A 14,330-nucleotide genomic window follows, 5' to 3' on the forward strand; every position below is an offset into this window, starting at 1 on the left:
GCGCACCAGCGGTGCGTCGGCGGAGATGAACTCGGTCCGGTAAGGGGGTGCCCGTGGCGCCCAGGAACCCGCTTGCCGTGCCCGCAGCGCAGTCGTACGCGGCCGCAGGCCGTGCCCCTGCGCGACCGTTCGGCCCGCACGCCATGCCCGCGCGGCGCGACCCTACGGCCCCCGGGCCGTGCCCGCGGCGCGACCCCAGGGCCCGCACACCATGCCTGCGGCGCCCGCGTACGGCCGGCATGCAGGCCGTGCCCGCGGTGCGACCGTACAGCTCGCATGCTCGTGCCCCGGCAAGACCGTACGGCCCGCTCGCCGTATCCGCGGCGCGACCGTACGGCCCGCATGTGCCGTGCCCCGGCGAGACCGTACGGCCCACACGCCATCGGGAAGTCGGTCAGCCGCCCAGGGCGTGGACCATGTTGACGACTGCGGTCATCTGGGGGGCACTCTTGATCGCGTAGTCGGAGCCCGTGTAGCCGAACCAGTCCCAGCAGCCCTGTGGGTTGACGGGCCAGACGCTGGAGACGGCCTGCGGGTAGAGGACGACGAGGTTGTTGGTGTCGGCGTAGGTGTCGAGGTTGCCCTTCTCGGCAAAGGCGGTGCCGAGGAGTTGCTGGGCGGACAGGCAGCCGTGAAGGGCGACCACCAGCTTGCAGGGCTCGCCCTGGGCGCAGTTGGGCGGCACATAGAGCTGGCCGGTGCCGTCCATGGACAGTGCGCGGGCGGAGCCGCCGGGGGCGTAGGCGTTCTGGTCGAAGTAGGTGAGTGAGCCCTCCGGGGCGCCGGTGTTGCGTGGGTTGACCGTGCCCAGCCAGGTGGTGAGCATCTCCCGCTGCGGGTCGTCGTGGCAGTTGTTCAGGAAGGGGGGCAGCGTGAGGGCGCAGGGGACGACGCCGTCGGGTGTGGGCCAGGAGTGCCCGGCCGGATCCCAATCGTGGTACGTGACGTCGGCGCCGAAGTGCTCGTAGAAGTCCACGCCGGCACGGGAGACGAGCGGGTTGACGACCGGGTTGACGACCGGGTCGAGGTAGCCGTGGTAGGTGTAGACCGGCTTGCCCGCCAGGTTGGAGACCGGGTCGATCCGGCCCTCGGCCGCCCAGTCGGTGGCCTGCTGCTCCAGTTGGCCGACGCCGAGGCCCAGGTCGCAGGTGACGAACTCGATGATCCTGCCCCGGCCGCAGTCGTACGGGCCCGCGGCGACGATTCCTGCGCCGTCGAAGGTGCCGGAGTAGGCGACCTGGAGCTGGGTCGCCATGAAGCCGCCGGAGGAGACGCCGGTGACGTAGGTGCCGGTGATGTCCAGGTCCGGCAGCGGTGGGGCGGCGGCCTGGGCGGGGGCGGTCAGGCCGAGGCCGGTCAGAGCGGCTGCGGCCCCGAGGACGGCCATGCCGCGGACGGCTCTGCGCAGGGAGCGGAACCTCATTGTGCACACTCCGTTGGGTGGGAGGACGGTGCCGCCGGCGGGGGCGGCCCCGAGGGACGTGGCGACGACGGCCGGCCCGGGAACTCGTTGCCGTCCGGCCGGGTGTGGCCGTCGGACGGTTTTGCGGGAGCGGATGGCGCGTGCGGTGCAGTGTGCGACGTGCGTGGTGCCTGCGGCGCGGGTCGGGCGGGCCGCTCGGACGGACCGAGCCAACCAATCGATTGGTTGTTTCGGTTTCGTCGCGGGATACCTTCCGGCTTCTGCGCTACGGTGTCAACCAATCGATTGGTTGGAATCTCTCCGTGTCCGTCAGGAGCAGCCGTGGAACTTCCCGCCTGGGAGCCCCGCCGGGTCGTGGCGATGGGCGCCGTCCTGCCCGAGGGGGTGACGCCTCCCGGCACGCGAGGGCGGATCCTGAAGGCGGGCCTGGAACTGTTCGCCGAATCGGGCTTCGCCGGCGCCTCGATCCGGCAGATCGCGGGCATCGTCGGCATCAACTCCGCGACGCTGTACGCGCACTACCCCTCCAAGGGGCACGTGCTCGCCGCGTTGGTGCGCATCGGCCACGAGGAGATGCTGGCCCGCCTGACCGAGGCCGCAGCCGGCACTCGGGACGCCGGCGCCGGCCGGCAGCTGGCCGCCCTGGTCCGCGCCCATGTGCTGCTGCACACCGACTATCCGCTGCTGGCGGTCGTCACCAACAGCGAACTGCACGCCTTGCCTCCCGAACTGGCCGAGCCCTCCCTCAAACTGCGCGAGCAGTGCCGTCGCATGCTCGCCGACGTCCTTGAACTGGGCCTGTGCCAGGGCGAGTTCAGCATCGACGACCCACTGCTGGCGGTGACCGCGATCGGCGGCCTCGGGGTGCAGGTCGCCCAGTGGTTCGGACCCGCCTCCAGCCGTACCCGTGAACAAGTCGCCGACCAGTACGCGCAGTTCGCCCTGCGCATGGCCGGCGCCCACCGCTGAGCATGCGTCCCGTCCCCCCCTCGCGCCCAGGAGCAACCATGCGACCGGTCCTCTCCACCCGGCACGGTGCCGTGCGCGGCATCACCGGCCCGGACGGCATCGCCCGCTTCAGGAACATCCCCTATGCCGCCGCCCCGGTCGGACCGCTCCGCTTCACCCCGCCCCGCCCGCCGGCCCCATGGACCGGAACACGCGACGCCGACACCTACGGACCCACCGCGCCCAAGGCCCCGTACGCCCCACCGCTGAACCGTCTCATCCCCGAGGTCGACATCCCCGGCGAGGACTTCCTCAATCTCAACGTCTGGACCCCCGATCCGGCGGGACGGCTGCCCGTCATGGTCTGGCTGCACGGCGGCGCGTTCAGCAACGGCTCGGGTTCCGTACCCGGTTACGACGGCACCGCGTTCGCCCGTGACGGCGTGGTGCTGGTGACGCTGAACTACCGTTTGGGCGCGCACGGCTTCCTGCACCTCGGCCCCGAGGACCCCGCCCCGGCCAACCTCGGTCTGCTGGACCAGATCGCCGCGCTGGAATGGGTGCGCGACAACATCGCGTCGTTCGGCGGCGATCCCCGGCGCGTCACCGTCTTCGGCCAGTCGGCCGGGGCCATGAGCATCGGCGCCCTGCTCGCCATGCCCGCGGCCAAAGGCCTCTTCCACCGCGCCGTACTGCAGAGCGGAGCGGCCCATCACGTGCTGTCCCCCGGCTCCGCCGCCCGGGTCGGGGCCGAACTGGCCTCCGTGCTCGGCGTGCCGCCCACCCGTGCGGACCTCGCCGCCGTGCCCCTGGAGCGGCTGCTGGCCGCGCAGCAGCGACTGCGCACGGAGATCTCCGCACGCCCGGACCCGGCACTGTGGGGCGAGGCGGCCCTCAACCTGATGCCCTTCGAACCCGTGGTCGACCGCACCAACCTGCCGCGCCCGCCCATCGAGGCGATCGCGGACGGCACTGCCGCGGACGTCGATGTGCTGGTGGGCTTCACCCGAGACGAGTTCCGCCTGTTCACCGTGCCCACCGGGCTGTCCCCGCTGGTGACCGACGATCTCCTGGACAGCGCGGCAGCGGCCTACGGTCTGCCGCCACAGGGGGTGCTCGCCTATCGCGCGTCCTTCCCCGACGCGGCGCCGGGCGACCTGTTCGCCGAGATCGCCACGGACTGGTTCTACCGGCTACCCGCCCTGCGGCTGGCGGAGGCCCAAACAGGCCAGGGCGCCCGCGCGTTCGTCTACGAGTTCGCCTGGCCGTCGCCTGCCCTCGACGGAGATCTCGGCGCCTGCCATGCGGCCGACCTTCCGTTCGTCTTCGACAACCTGGCCGACCCGGGCTTCGCGGCCCTGCTCGGCGACAGGCCTCCGCAGCACATCGCCGACAGCATGCACGCCGCCTGGATCGCCTTCGCCACCACCGGCGACCCCGGCTGGCCCGCCTACCGCGAACCCGGCCGCGCCGTCCGCCGCTTCGGCGCGACGCCCACCCTCGACCACGCCCCTCGCGAGCACCTGCGAGTCCTGTGGGACGGGCTGCGCTGACCCCGCCCCGCACGATCATCCGTCGGGTGTCAGCTCTCGTACGGCGACCTCACGGAAGCTGTGCGGCGGGCGGCCGGTGAGGCGTTGGACAGTGTCGGTGGTGCGGTCCTTGGCGCCCTCGGCGATGGCGCGGTCCATGCCGGCCAGCATTTCGGCGAACTCCAGCGGCATCCGTGCGGCCAGGCGGTCTCGCATCTGCTCGTACGTCAGAGACCGGTGGATCACGGGCCGGCCGGTGACCTGCGTGACGACGGTGGCGACGTCTTCGTGGCTGAGCGCCTCAGGTCCGGTCAGGACGAGGTCGGTGCCGGGCGCGCGGTCCCCGGTCAGAGCGTGTACGGCGACGGCGGCGATGTCGTCGGCGTCGACGAACCCCACGCGACCGGCCCCGGCCGCCGTCAGGATCTCACCGCGCGCACGGATGCTCTGGGCGTGGACGTGCGTGCCGTTGAAGGCTCCCCTCCCTGAAGGGAGGGGAATGCGTCGCCCTCCAGGGCTGAGCGGGGATTTACGGCTCAGGCCGCCACCGGAGCCGGCGGCTCGGGTGGTCTTACGCCCTCGACACCGTCCGGGTTCCAACCTGCCCGGACCAGCATCACGCGGGCGGAGTTCTTGTCCCTGGGGGACACCGCTCCGCACACGGTGCAGGCATACGTTCTCATCGACAGAGGCAGTGCGTGCTTGGTTCTCGCTCCGCACTTGGCACAGTCCATCGTGGTGTGCGCCGGGTGCACGAGACGGACGTCCCGCCCGTGCTTGCGGCCCATCTCGCACAGGGCACGCTTCGTCGCGGCGATGGCGGCATCGGCCGCCTTGCGGGCCATGGTGGTCTTCGCCAGGAACCTCGGCCTGAAGTCCTCCACCGCAACCCCGTCGTGGCCGCGCATCACCCGCTTGGCCCACTTGCGGGCGGTGTCCTCCCGCTGCCGCACGATCTTCTTGTGCAGCTTCGCCGCCTGTGCCTGCGCCTTCCGGTAGCCGGCGGATGCGGGCTGTCCCTTCGGACGCCGCCGCCGGGCCATCATCCGCTGATACCTCGCCAGCCGCTGCGCGGCCCGCCTGCCGTGCTCGGCATGGGGGAGATCGTAGGCGTCGTCGGTGGTGGTGGCGGTCTCCGTCACACCCCAGTCCACCCCGAGCACGCGCCCCGTGGGAGCGAGCGGTTCACTCTGCGCGGCAACGACGAAGGACACGTACCACTGCCCGAGCGTGTCCTGGTGCACGCGCACACTCGACGGGTCGGCGGGCAGATCCCGCGACCACACCACCGTCAGCACGATCTGGCCCGCAAGGTGCAGGCGGCCGTCCCTGAGGCGGAAACCGCGCTTGGTGTAGTTGAGGCTGCACCGCGCCTCCCGCTTCTTCTTGAAGCGGGGCATCCCGGCCCGGCGGTGCATCGGCAACCGATCCTTGATGTCCTTCAGCGCTTTCGCCCTCGACCTGGCGAAGTCGCGTATCACCTGCTGCTGAGGCACCGACGCGCCCTCAGCCAGCCAGGGCGTCACCCCGCGTGCCTCGGTCAGCATCTTGTCGAGCTGAGCCGGACCACACGTCAGCTTCTCGCCACCCGCTTTGCCCTGCACGTGGACCTGCCGGGACTTCGCGACGCACTCGTTCCAGATCCAGCGGCAGCGATCCCACTCGGCTTCGAGCCGGCCCCTGGCCGTGTTCGACAGGCGCACACGGAAGGTGTACCGGGCATGCCCGGCGTCCTTCGTGGTCGCCTCCGTCGTCATGCATCCGAACCTACCCGAGAGCACTGACAGTCGAGAGCTCTCGATCATTGCGGGCGACATCACCGCCGTGCGGGGTGGACGCCGGATCGCCCTGACGGCGATCCGGCTATCCCTGCCCTGCTCCGCAGGAGTCCGATTCCTCCCCGGCCTGAAGGCCGGGGCATCCTCGGAGGAACCCGGTGAAGTTCTGCATGAACCAGGAGGGCCGCAGCACCGCCCACTGGTCGAACAGCCCGGGCAGCGCCCGGTGCACCGCACCCACTCCAGGGCCTCCCTCGGGGACGGCCGAGGAGCTGAGCAGCACCGCACGGTGTGCACCGGCGGCCCGAGCCCGCCGTAGGAAGGGCAGCATGCCCGCGGCCGGGTCCGGGTCGCCCACCGGCGGAACGAGGTAGACGCGGTCGGCTCCGTCGAGAGCGGCGCCGAAGGTGGTGGGGTCGTACCAGTCGAAGCGGACCGGTTCCGCACCCGCGACCGCAGTGGCACGCCGGCTCGCGGCCTTGACGCGGTGTCCGGCGGCGGCCAGTCCCGCGGCCGTACGGCTCCCGGTCGTGCCGGTGGCGCCGGTCACCAGGGTGGTGCCCGGAGCGGTCATCGGGCGTCGCTCCCGGCGAAGTCCAGACCGGGTGCCTGGACGGCGAGCGGATTCCAGTAGTCCCGGTAGGAGGCGAAGCGGCCGTCGCGAACGGACACGACAGCGATGTAGGTCATGTCGAAGGGCCCGCCGCTCTCAACGACCCGGCCCACTCCGCGCATCTCGACCACGATGGTCTGCGGGTCGGTGGTCTGGCGGATCCGCACGTCGGGGAAGTCGTGCAGGTCGATGTGGTCGGGGACTCACGCATGTAGCGGGCGATGGCATCCCTGCCCTCCAGACGCTCGGGCCGGCCCGGCGGGGCGAAGGGGAACTCCATCACTCCGTCGGCGGCCCACAGGCCGATCCAGCCTTGGATGTCCTTGTCCAGGAGCAGTTGCAGGCTCCGGCGGTACAGATCGGCCGGTGAGCCGTCCGCGTAGCTGTTCTCCGGCATGACTCTCTCCGCTCGAGTGCTCCAGTACGATACGGACCGGTGGTCCGCTTCTTCGGCAATACGGACCGCCGGTCCGGATTGCAACGGAGGAACCCCGTGCCCGAGCGCAGCCCGCGCAAGGACGCCGCCCGCAACCGCGCGGCCGTCCTCGCCGCCGCCGACACCCTCTTCACCCGGTGCGAGCACCCCGAAGACGTCACCATGGCCGACATCGCGGCGGCGTCGGGCGTCGGGAAGGGGACGCTCTTCCGCGCCTTCGGCGACCGCACCGGGCTGATCCGGGCGCTGTACGAGGCGCGGCTCGAACCGGTCCGGACGAGCGTCGAGGAGGGCCCGCCGCCGCTGGGGCCCGCGACCGGGCGGCTGCAGCGTGTACTGGCCTTGCTCGACGCCGTCCTGTGCTTCAAGCTCGACAACCGCCACCTGGCGCTGGCCCTGGAACAGACCGGCACCGACAGCCCCTACCGCACGGAGCACTACGAGCGATGGCACGCACTGCTTCGTGACCTGCTGGACCGCATTCCGGGCCTGACCGGCACCGATTCCACCGACTTCACCGCCCACGCCCTGCTCGCCGCCACCCGCGCCGACCTGGTCGCCTACCTGGCCGGCGAAAAGGGCCTGACCCGCGGTGAGATACGGGCACGCCTGGCGGAGTTCGCCGCCAGAACCCTCGGCGCGGACACGCCCCCAGGACCGGCCGACGAAGGCTGACCACGGCCGCTCCGGCGGCGGTCACGCCCTTCTCGTCAGTGCAGGTGGTCGTCGTGGCCACGGTGGTCGTGGCCCTCGGGGCGCCGTCCCAGGGCTCGGGCGCGTGCGGTGACCTCGTCGGTGGACACGGCGCGCAGGCCCGCGAGCACGTCCTCCAGGGCGGCCAGCCAGAGCCGGTAGTAGTCGTACGACTCGTCCGGCTCCGCCGAGGCTTCCCAGGCGGCGATCCGGGAGATCAGTGCCGCCTGGAATTCCGGCCAGGTGAACGCGCCCGCCTCGTACAGGGTGACGGCCATGCCGAAGGCGCGGCTCTCCCACGGCTCGGCGAACACCAGCTCGCCGTTGGAGCGAGGGGGAGCGGCCGGGCCCTCGATGTCCATCGGCGCGCTCACGGTGCCGTCACCTTGGCCACTCCGACCATCGCGTCCCTGGTCACCAGGGGTACGAGTTCCTCCTCGGACAGATGCTCGGTGCCGGCCGGGCGCCCGGGCAGCACCAGCCAGCGCACCTCGCTCGTGGAGTCGCGGACGATGATCCGTACGTCGTCGCCGAGTTCGAGCCCCATCTCGGACAGCACCGTGCGCGGCTCCCGCACCACCCGCGCACGGTAGGCGGGGTCCTTGTACCAGCTCGGCGGCAGACCGAGCACCGGCCAGGGGTAACACGAGCACAGGGTGCACACCACCACGTTGTGGACCGCCGGAGTGTTCTCCACGACGACGATGTGCTCGCCCTGCTGCCCCGAGAACCCCAGCTCCTTGATGGCGGCGGTGCCGTCCTGGAGCAGGCGCCGCCGGTAGTCGGGGTCGGTCCAGGCCCTGGCGACGACCTTGGCCCCGTTGAGCGGGCCCACATTGGTCTCGTACTGGGTGATGATCCCGTTCATCACCTGGGGGTCGATCAGGCCCCGCTCGGTGAGCAGCTGCTCCAGTGCCTCGGTGCGCAAGGCCACGGAAGGTGTTTCGTCCGGGCCGCCGGCGGTGGTGCTCATGCCGTGGTCTCCAGGTAGCTTTCGTACATCTCCACGGTGACCGCGAAGGGTTCGGCGTCGGCGCCCCACAGTTCCCGCGAGTCGAACCGGACCGTGTAGACGTACTGCGGGTTCTCGCCCAGGAAGTGCGCGTTGGTGTCCGGCAGCACATGGGCGGGCTGGATGATGTCGACGACTCCGGTGTGTCCCCGGATGTAGCCCGGCAACCGGGTGTGCCCGGGGAAGGACACGTTCTTCGCGCGTACGCGCTCGCCGAGGCCGAAGGCCGGTGCGTTGTCCACGGAGCGCAGCGAGCCCTCGGCGGTGGGTGCGTAGTGAGGTATGGCCGGCTCGGGGATCGGCGGTTGCGCCACCTGTTCGCCGCGCAGGGCGCGGGCGCGGGCCTCGACCGCGCCCGGCGCGAGGACGGACCGTTCGGTGAGCATCAGCTCGCCCGCGTTGAGCCAGCGCCCGAAGTAGCCGTCGTCCAGGTAGGCGGCCGGGTCCAGCCGCTCCAGGGCGTGCCGGAAGGCGTCCGTGTTGATGCCGCCGCTCGCAATACGGCTGGAGAGAATCGCCAGCGCGAACGCCTTGCCCTGCCAGTCTTCCGCGAAGACGGGTTCGTCGCGTCTCGGCGGATGTACGGGGCCCCATCCCTGGGTGCCCCCCATGTCGGCGATACCATCCATGGCGCACACTCTCACTCGTCCGGCGACAACGGACGCATCACTGACATTGTATTGGCCTGACCTCTGGCCGGCCCGAAGCGGTGAGCAAGCTCGCCGCAGCGCGGGTCCCTGGTGCGCCGGGACGTCCGTATCATGGGGCCGTGAGGCCGTCGATCGCCACGGGAAGGTGGCGGGGGCCGCGCAGGACGGGGTTGGCGCGGTAGGGCGGCGGGTCCGCCAGGAGCCGTGGGTTCTTCAGCCGGCGGAAGAGTTCGGGCAGGGCGAGCTGCGCCTCCATCCGGGCCAGCGGGGCGCCGAAGCAGTAGTGGATGCCGGTGTAGAACCCCAAGTGCTGGTTGTCCGCGCGGTCGGGATCGAACCGGTCGGGATCCTCGAAGCGTTTCGGGTCGCGGTTGGCCGAGGCCAGCATCAGCCGGACAGGCGCGCCCTTGGGAATGGTGGTACCGGCGATGTCGATGTCGGCCAGGGCGGTGGTGAACGGTATGAACTGGACCGGCGGCTCGTACCGCAGCACCTCCTCGACGAGCGGGACGACCAGCTCCGGTTCCTTCCGGAACCGCTCGAGGACCTCGGGGTGGCGCAGCAGCGCGAGGGTCGCGTTGCTGATCAGGTTGACGGTGGTCTCGTGGCCCGCGATCAGGAGAAGAATCGCGGTGGACACCAGCTCCGTTGTCGACATGGTGCCGCCGGGGCCCGTTTCGCGGGCGAGGGGACCGAGGATCCCGCTGCCGTTGCGGCGGCGCTTGGTCTCGATCAGGCCGGAGAGGTAGACGCCCAGCTCGCGGCGTGCCTGCTGGGCCTTTTCCGCGCCTCTTTGCCCGCCACTGGGATCGAGCCCCGACGCGACGGTGTCGGCCCAGCCGTGGAAGCGTTGTTCGTCCTCGCGCGGCACGCCCAGGACCTTGCAGATGGCCGTGACGGGGAGAGGGTAGGCGAAGTCGTCGACCACGTCGATCTCGTCCTTGCCTTCGAGCCCGTCGAACAGCTCGGCCACGACCCTGGCGAGCTCTCCACGCAGGTCGTGGAGGAACCTGGGGCTGTGCGGCGGCCCGAACGGCCGCATCGCCGCATTGCGCAGCCGGTCGTGTCCGGGCGGATCCTGAAACAGGAAGCTCGGCGGCAGATTCGTGTCCTCCTCGGACATGGCGGGGCCGTCGGCGCCGGGAGTGCGGTTGCGCAGGTCGTTGCTCAGCCGCGGGTCGTTGGCCAGGCTCCGCACCTCGTAATACGTGCTGACCAGGTACGATCCATCGTCCTGACGGCTGACCGGCGAGGCGCGCAGTGCGGCGTAGAGCGGGTACGGATCGGCGCGACTCGCGTAGTCGGTGATCTGCGCGAACAGGGTGCCGAGAGTCATGGTGTCTCCTGAGGGCCGACGGTCCGGAAAGAGGGTCAGGCGCGCGCCGGGACGAAATGGACACGCCGCTCGGTCGGTGAGTGGCCGGTCAGGGTGACGGTCGGTTCGTGGGTGGGCAGGTGGGGGTCCGGGAACGCCGGATCGACCGGTTGCACAGCGTCGGCACGGCCGTCCACCACCGGGTAGTCCGGCGGGAACGACGCTCCGGTCTCGATCTGCTGCCGGTAGTGCCCCAGCCACTTGCCCGCGTCGAAGGAAGCCGCGGCGATGACCCGGCCGCGATACCCGTACACCGCGACGAACCGCTCCTCGGCGAGTGCCCCCTGCGCCACGACCAGTTGATCGCCCAGCGTCGGCACACCCACCGACTTGATGTTGACGCCGAACTGGACCGACCAGAACATCGGCACCCACAGGTGCGGGCGGCGCTCGGGACCCGGGCTGATCATGTTGTGGGCGGCGATCCGGGCCTGTTCGACCGCGTTGCCCCAGTGCTCCAGCGACAGGAACTGGTATCCGAACAGCGGGTGCGGGCTGCGGGCGACGTCGCCCGCGGCATAGATGTCGTCGGTGACGATGCCGTTGACGTCGAACACCCGGCATCCCGCGTCGCAGGCGATCCCCCTGGGGCCGGCGGCCACTCCGGAGCCGGCGAGCCATTCGGTGTTCCGGACGGCGCCGAGACAGACCACCGCCACGTCGACGTCGATCGCCGATCCGTCGGACAGGTGGGCGCGCCGCAGCCGTCCGGCCTGGTCGCCCTCCAGCGCGGTGATACTGACTCCGCAGCGCAGGTCCACTCCGCGATCCCGCTGCAGCCGGGCCGCCACCGCCGCGAGCACCCCGCCGAGGGCGCCGACCAGCGGTGCCGGGCCGCGTTCGGCGACCGTCACCTCCAGGCCGCGCTCCCGGCAGACGGAGGCGATCTCGGAGCCCGTGAAACCCGCGCCGATCACCAGCGTCCGACGGGGGCCGGTGGCGAGTTTCCGGTACAGCCGAGCGGAGTCGTCGCGGGTACGCAGCACGAAAACCCCGTCCAGCGCGGCCTGGTCCGGGTGGAACCAGGGCCGGGCCTTGGTACCGGTGGTGATCAGCAGGCGGTCGTAGGACACGGTGTCGCCGTCCGCCAGGATCACCTGCTTGGCGGTTCGGTCCAGGCCCGCGGCGGCCAGGCCCAGACGCCATTCGGCGTCGATGTCACGCCTGCGCGGCAGCGCGGTGGCCTCGGCGTCCTCCAGCCCCAGCAGCACCTGCTTGGACAGCGGGGGCCGGTCGTACGGCTCGTACGGCTCGTCGCCGATCAGGGTGAGCGACCCGGTGAAGCCCCGGTCGCGGAGGACCTCCGCCGCGCGCAGTCCGGCCAGCGAGGCGCCGACGACCACGATGCGCCCCTCCCGCCGGAGGGCCTCGGCACCGGTGTCAGCCGACACGGCCCTCCACCCCCTTCGTCGGCTCGTCGGAGAAGTCGGCGAGAATGGCCTGGACCGGACAGGCGGCCACGGCTTGTTCCACCTGGTCACGCAGTGCCTCGTCGAAGCGTGAGGTGTAGAGCAGCGCCTCATCGCCGTGCAGCGTGAAGACGTCCGGGGCGAGGAAGGCGCACTGCGCGAATCCCTCACACCGGTTGAGATCCACGACAAGCCTCATCTGGAACCCCGCTCCCTACTCGGGCCGCGAAGTCCGCAGGTCACGCAGCCCTGTGCGTTCGGTTCACTCGAATACTCGGCATGCCTCCTGTCCAGCATCAGCTCGGCGGGAGGGCCACGCAACGCGGCTTCACCGTGAACGGGCGCGCAGTCGCACCGCTTCCAGGAGGAATGCGAAGCCTGCGCACCCCGGGCAGTCTGGAGGTGGGGCGCGCGGCATGTCCTCAAGTCGCACGGTCGGCAGTGGCGACGTCACCGCTGACGCCCGGCACGTCGGGAAGAGGCCCCATGAACGAACATCCGCTGATCGAAGACCACGGACTCATCGGTGACCTGCACACGGCCGCGCTGGTGTCCACCGGGGGAACGATCGACTGGTTCTGCAGCCCGCGATTCGACTCGCCGAGCATCTTCGCAGCACTGCTCGACGGTGACAGCGGCGGTCACTGGACGATCACTCCCCAGGCGCCGACGTATGCGACCAAGCAGCTCTACTACCCGGACACCTGTGTGCTGCTCACCAGATTCATGACCGAGCAAGGCGTCGGCTCGGTCGTGGATTTCATGCCTCCCGCCTCGCCACGCAGTCCGACGAACAAGCACCGGCTGGTCCGCATGCTGCGCTGCACGCGTGGCGAGATCTCGTTCGACATCGAGATCGCCCCGCGGTTCGACTACGCGCGGCAACCGCATGAGGTCACGTCGTCCATGGGCGGCTGGCATTTCGCCGGCCGGGGCACGGACTTGACCATCCATGTGGTGGACACACTCGACGACGAGCGCCTGGACGACCGGAGAGTCCGCGCAGGCAACGCGCTCATGTCCATCAGGCTGCGAGCCGGTATGACCCGCGGCCTCGTGCTGGAGACGTTCGCCGACGGTCCGCCCCGCATCGTCCCGCCGGAGGAATGCGAGCGCCTTCTGGAGGACACCATCGCGTTCTGGCACAACTGGCTGGCGCATTCGCGCTACACCGGACGGTGGCGGGAGACGATCAACCGCTCTGCCATGACGCTCAAACTGATGACGTACGCCCCGTCCGGGGCCATGGTCGCGGCTCCGACCACCAGTCTGCCGGAACAGGTCGGCGGCGAGCGCAACTGGGACTATCGCTACGCCTGGGTGCGTGATGCCTCCCTGTCCCTGCACGCGCTGCTCGGACTGGGATTCACCGACGAAGCCATGGCGTTCACCGAATGGCTGGGCGACCGCGTTCAGGAAGTCGCCGGTTCGGGCGAGCACCCTCTGAAGGTCATGTACCGCGTCGACGGCTCCGCCGACCTGGCGGAGCAGACCCTCGGGCACTGGGCAGGCTACCGGTCCTCAGCTCCGGTCCGGGTCGGCAACGGTGCCGCTGACCAGTTGCAGCTCGACATCTACGGATCGGCGCTGGAGTGCCTCCATTTCGCCGACCTGCGTGGTCTGCCGACTACCTGCCGCATCTGGGAGGCGCTGATCAGCACGGTGGACTGGGTGTGCGAGAACTGGGACCGTCCCGAAGCCGGCATCTGGGAAACGCGGGGCGGTGACAAGGACTTCACCTACGGGCGGCTGATGAGCTGGATCGCGATGGACCGGGCCGTCCGCATGGCCGCCCGAAGCGGCCGCCCCGGCGAGGTGCAGCGCTGGACCAGGCAACGCGACGCCATCTACTGGCAGATCCTGCAGAAAGGCTGGAGTCCGGCGCGTGCCGCGTTCACCCAGTACCTCGGCAGCGAGGTCCTGGACTCCGCGCTGCTCCGGATGCCCGCGGTGGGGTTCATCCCCCCGCAGGACCCGCGGTGGCTCTCGACCCTGGACGCGATCAAGAAGGATCTCGTGTCCGACGGCCTCGTGTACCGGTACGACCCCGCCGCCTCTCCGGACGGGCTGCGCGGGTCCGAAGGCACCTTCTCGGCGTGCACGTTCTGGTACGTGGAGGCCCTCGCCCGCGCCGGCCATCTGCGCGAAGGGCGATTCGTCTTCGAGAAGATGCTCACCTACGCCAATCATCTCGGTCTGTACTCCGAAGAGATCGGGCTGACCGGCGAGCAACTGGGCAACTTCCCCCAGGCGTTGACCCACCTCGCTCTCGTCTCCGCCGCGCTGAGCCTGGACGCCCATCTCGACGCCGCCGTGCCAGGTTTCCCTCCCACCTCGCCGGTTCCCTATCTCTACGCGCAACCGATGACGGCGGAGGCCGGAGGTCCGCCGGTCACGCCGGCCAGCCCGTATCCGCCGGACCACATCGTCCGCAGGTGAGCGCACCAGCCACCAGCCTGTC

Annotated in this window: 12 protein-coding genes and 3 pseudogenes; 4 read left to right on the forward strand and 11 right to left on the reverse strand. The window is 70.6% G+C overall.

The window, feature by feature from the left end:
* Positions 1-394 precede the first annotated feature (394 nt).
* Positions 395-1,423, reverse strand: coding sequence for a hypothetical protein (locus tag ACIBJF_RS34270; RefSeq protein WP_399179659.1), 1,029 nt, complete (start codon positions 1,421-1,423; stop codon positions 395-397).
* A 321-nt stretch (positions 1,424-1,744) separates the two neighbouring features.
* Here ACIBJF_RS34270 and ACIBJF_RS34275 point away from each other — a divergent pair, with 321 nt between their 5' ends.
* Both ACIBJF_RS34275 and ACIBJF_RS34280 read left to right on the forward strand, forming a co-directional pair.
* The gene (locus tag ACIBJF_RS34275) at positions 1,745-2,392 is read left to right on the forward strand and encodes a TetR/AcrR family transcriptional regulator (protein ID WP_399179661.1); all 648 of its coding nucleotides are present in this window, start codon (positions 1,745-1,747) and stop codon (positions 2,390-2,392) included.
* Between the two features lie 38 nt (positions 2,393-2,430).
* Positions 2,431-3,924 (forward strand): carboxylesterase/lipase family protein, encoded by a 1,494-nt coding sequence (locus ACIBJF_RS34280; RefSeq protein ID WP_399179662.1) that lies wholly within the window; start codon positions 2,431-2,433, stop codon positions 3,922-3,924.
* 15 nt (positions 3,925-3,939) lie between these two features.
* Here the strand turns inward: ACIBJF_RS34280 and ACIBJF_RS34285 are convergent.
* From ACIBJF_RS34285 to ACIBJF_RS34300, 4 genes and pseudogenes are all read right to left on the reverse strand, one after another.
* Positions 3,940-4,377, reverse strand: a pseudogene (locus tag ACIBJF_RS34285) (ergot alkaloid biosynthesis protein); the annotation flags it as partial.
* Between the two features lie 62 nt (positions 4,378-4,439).
* Positions 4,440-5,660 (reverse strand): RNA-guided endonuclease InsQ/TnpB family protein, encoded by a 1,221-nt coding sequence (locus tag ACIBJF_RS34290; RefSeq protein ID WP_399179664.1) that lies wholly within the window; start codon positions 5,658-5,660, stop codon positions 4,440-4,442.
* A gap of 175 nt (positions 5,661-5,835) precedes the next feature.
* Positions 5,836-6,255 (reverse strand): annotated as a pseudogene (locus ACIBJF_RS34295) (NAD(P)H-binding protein); the annotation flags it as partial.
* A pseudogene (locus ACIBJF_RS34300) lies at positions 6,252-6,691 on the reverse strand (nuclear transport factor 2 family protein). The pseudogenes ACIBJF_RS34300 and ACIBJF_RS34295, both read right to left, overlap by 4 nt.
* 96 nt (positions 6,692-6,787) lie before the next feature.
* On the opposite strand from ACIBJF_RS34300, the gene ACIBJF_RS34305 reads away from it, so the two are divergent.
* Entirely contained in the window at positions 6,788-7,405 is a 618-nt protein-coding gene (locus tag ACIBJF_RS34305) for a TetR/AcrR family transcriptional regulator (protein ID WP_399179666.1), read from the forward strand.
* 35 nt (positions 7,406-7,440) lie between these two features.
* Here the strand turns inward: ACIBJF_RS34305 and ACIBJF_RS34310 are convergent, their stop codons facing one another.
* From ACIBJF_RS34310 to ACIBJF_RS34335, 6 genes are all read right to left on the reverse strand, one after another.
* Positions 7,441-7,797 (reverse strand): nitrile hydratase accessory protein, encoded by a 357-nt coding sequence (locus tag ACIBJF_RS34310; protein WP_399179668.1) that lies wholly within the window; start codon positions 7,795-7,797, stop codon positions 7,441-7,443.
* Positions 7,794-8,396 (reverse strand): nitrile hydratase subunit alpha, encoded by a 603-nt coding sequence (gene nthA / locus ACIBJF_RS34315; protein WP_399179670.1) that lies wholly within the window; start codon positions 8,394-8,396, stop codon positions 7,794-7,796. The genes ACIBJF_RS34310 and nthA overlap by 4 nt, the downstream gene beginning before the upstream one ends.
* Entirely contained in the window at positions 8,393-9,064 is a 672-nt protein-coding gene (nthB, locus tag ACIBJF_RS34320) for a nitrile hydratase subunit beta (RefSeq protein ID WP_399179672.1), read from the reverse strand. Before nthB ends, nthA begins: the two co-directional genes overlap by 4 nt.
* Before the next feature lie 130 nt (positions 9,065-9,194).
* Positions 9,195-10,421 (reverse strand): cytochrome P450, encoded by a 1,227-nt coding sequence (locus ACIBJF_RS34325; protein WP_399179674.1) that lies wholly within the window; start codon positions 10,419-10,421, stop codon positions 9,195-9,197.
* Positions 10,422-10,456: 35 nt separating this feature from the next.
* On the reverse strand, positions 10,457-11,851 hold the full coding sequence (locus ACIBJF_RS34330; RefSeq protein WP_399179675.1) for an NAD(P)/FAD-dependent oxidoreductase: 1,395 nt from the start codon (positions 11,849-11,851) through the stop codon (positions 10,457-10,459).
* Positions 11,841-12,068 (reverse strand): ferredoxin, encoded by a 228-nt coding sequence (locus ACIBJF_RS34335; protein ID WP_383028801.1) that lies wholly within the window; start codon positions 12,066-12,068, stop codon positions 11,841-11,843. The genes ACIBJF_RS34330 and ACIBJF_RS34335 overlap by 11 nt, the downstream gene beginning before the upstream one ends.
* A gap of 287 nt (positions 12,069-12,355) precedes the next feature.
* On the opposite strand from ACIBJF_RS34335, the gene ACIBJF_RS34340 reads away from it, so the two are divergent.
* Complete coding sequence (locus ACIBJF_RS34340) at positions 12,356-14,308, forward strand: glycoside hydrolase family 15 protein (protein ID WP_399179677.1); 1,953 nt, start codon at positions 12,356-12,358, stop codon at positions 14,306-14,308.
* Positions 14,309-14,330: the final 22 nt, after the last annotated feature.

This window comes from Streptomyces sp. NPDC050743 (genome assembly GCF_044456925.1).
GTDB lineage: Bacteria > Actinomycetota > Actinomycetes > Streptomycetales > Streptomycetaceae > Streptomyces.

Bases quoted from the DNA above. Each gene is read 5' to 3' on its own strand.
- ACIBJF_RS34270 (WP_399179659.1), bottom strand. From the start codon at position 1,423: ATGAGGTTCCGCTCCCTGCGCAGAGCCGTCCGCGGCATGGCCGTCCTC.
- ACIBJF_RS34280 (WP_399179662.1), top strand. From the start codon at position 2,431: ATGCGACCGGTCCTCTCCACCCGGCACGGTGCCGTGCGCGGCATCACC.
- ACIBJF_RS34290 (WP_399179664.1), bottom strand. From the start codon at position 5,660: ATGACGACGGAGGCGACCACGAAGGACGCCGGGCATGCCCGGTACACC.
- nthA (WP_399179670.1), bottom strand. From the start codon at position 8,396: ATGAGCACCACCGCCGGCGGCCCGGACGAAACACCTTCCGTGGCCTTG.
- nthB (WP_399179672.1), bottom strand. From the start codon at position 9,064: ATGGATGGTATCGCCGACATGGGGGGCACCCAGGGATGGGGCCCCGTA.
- ACIBJF_RS34325 (WP_399179674.1), bottom strand. From the start codon at position 10,421: ATGACTCTCGGCACCCTGTTCGCGCAGATCACCGACTACGCGAGTCGC.
- ACIBJF_RS34335 (WP_383028801.1), bottom strand. From the start codon at position 12,068: ATGAGGCTTGTCGTGGATCTCAACCGGTGTGAGGGATTCGCGCAGTGC.
- ACIBJF_RS34340 (WP_399179677.1), top strand. From the start codon at position 12,356: ATGAACGAACATCCGCTGATCGAAGACCACGGACTCATCGGTGACCTG.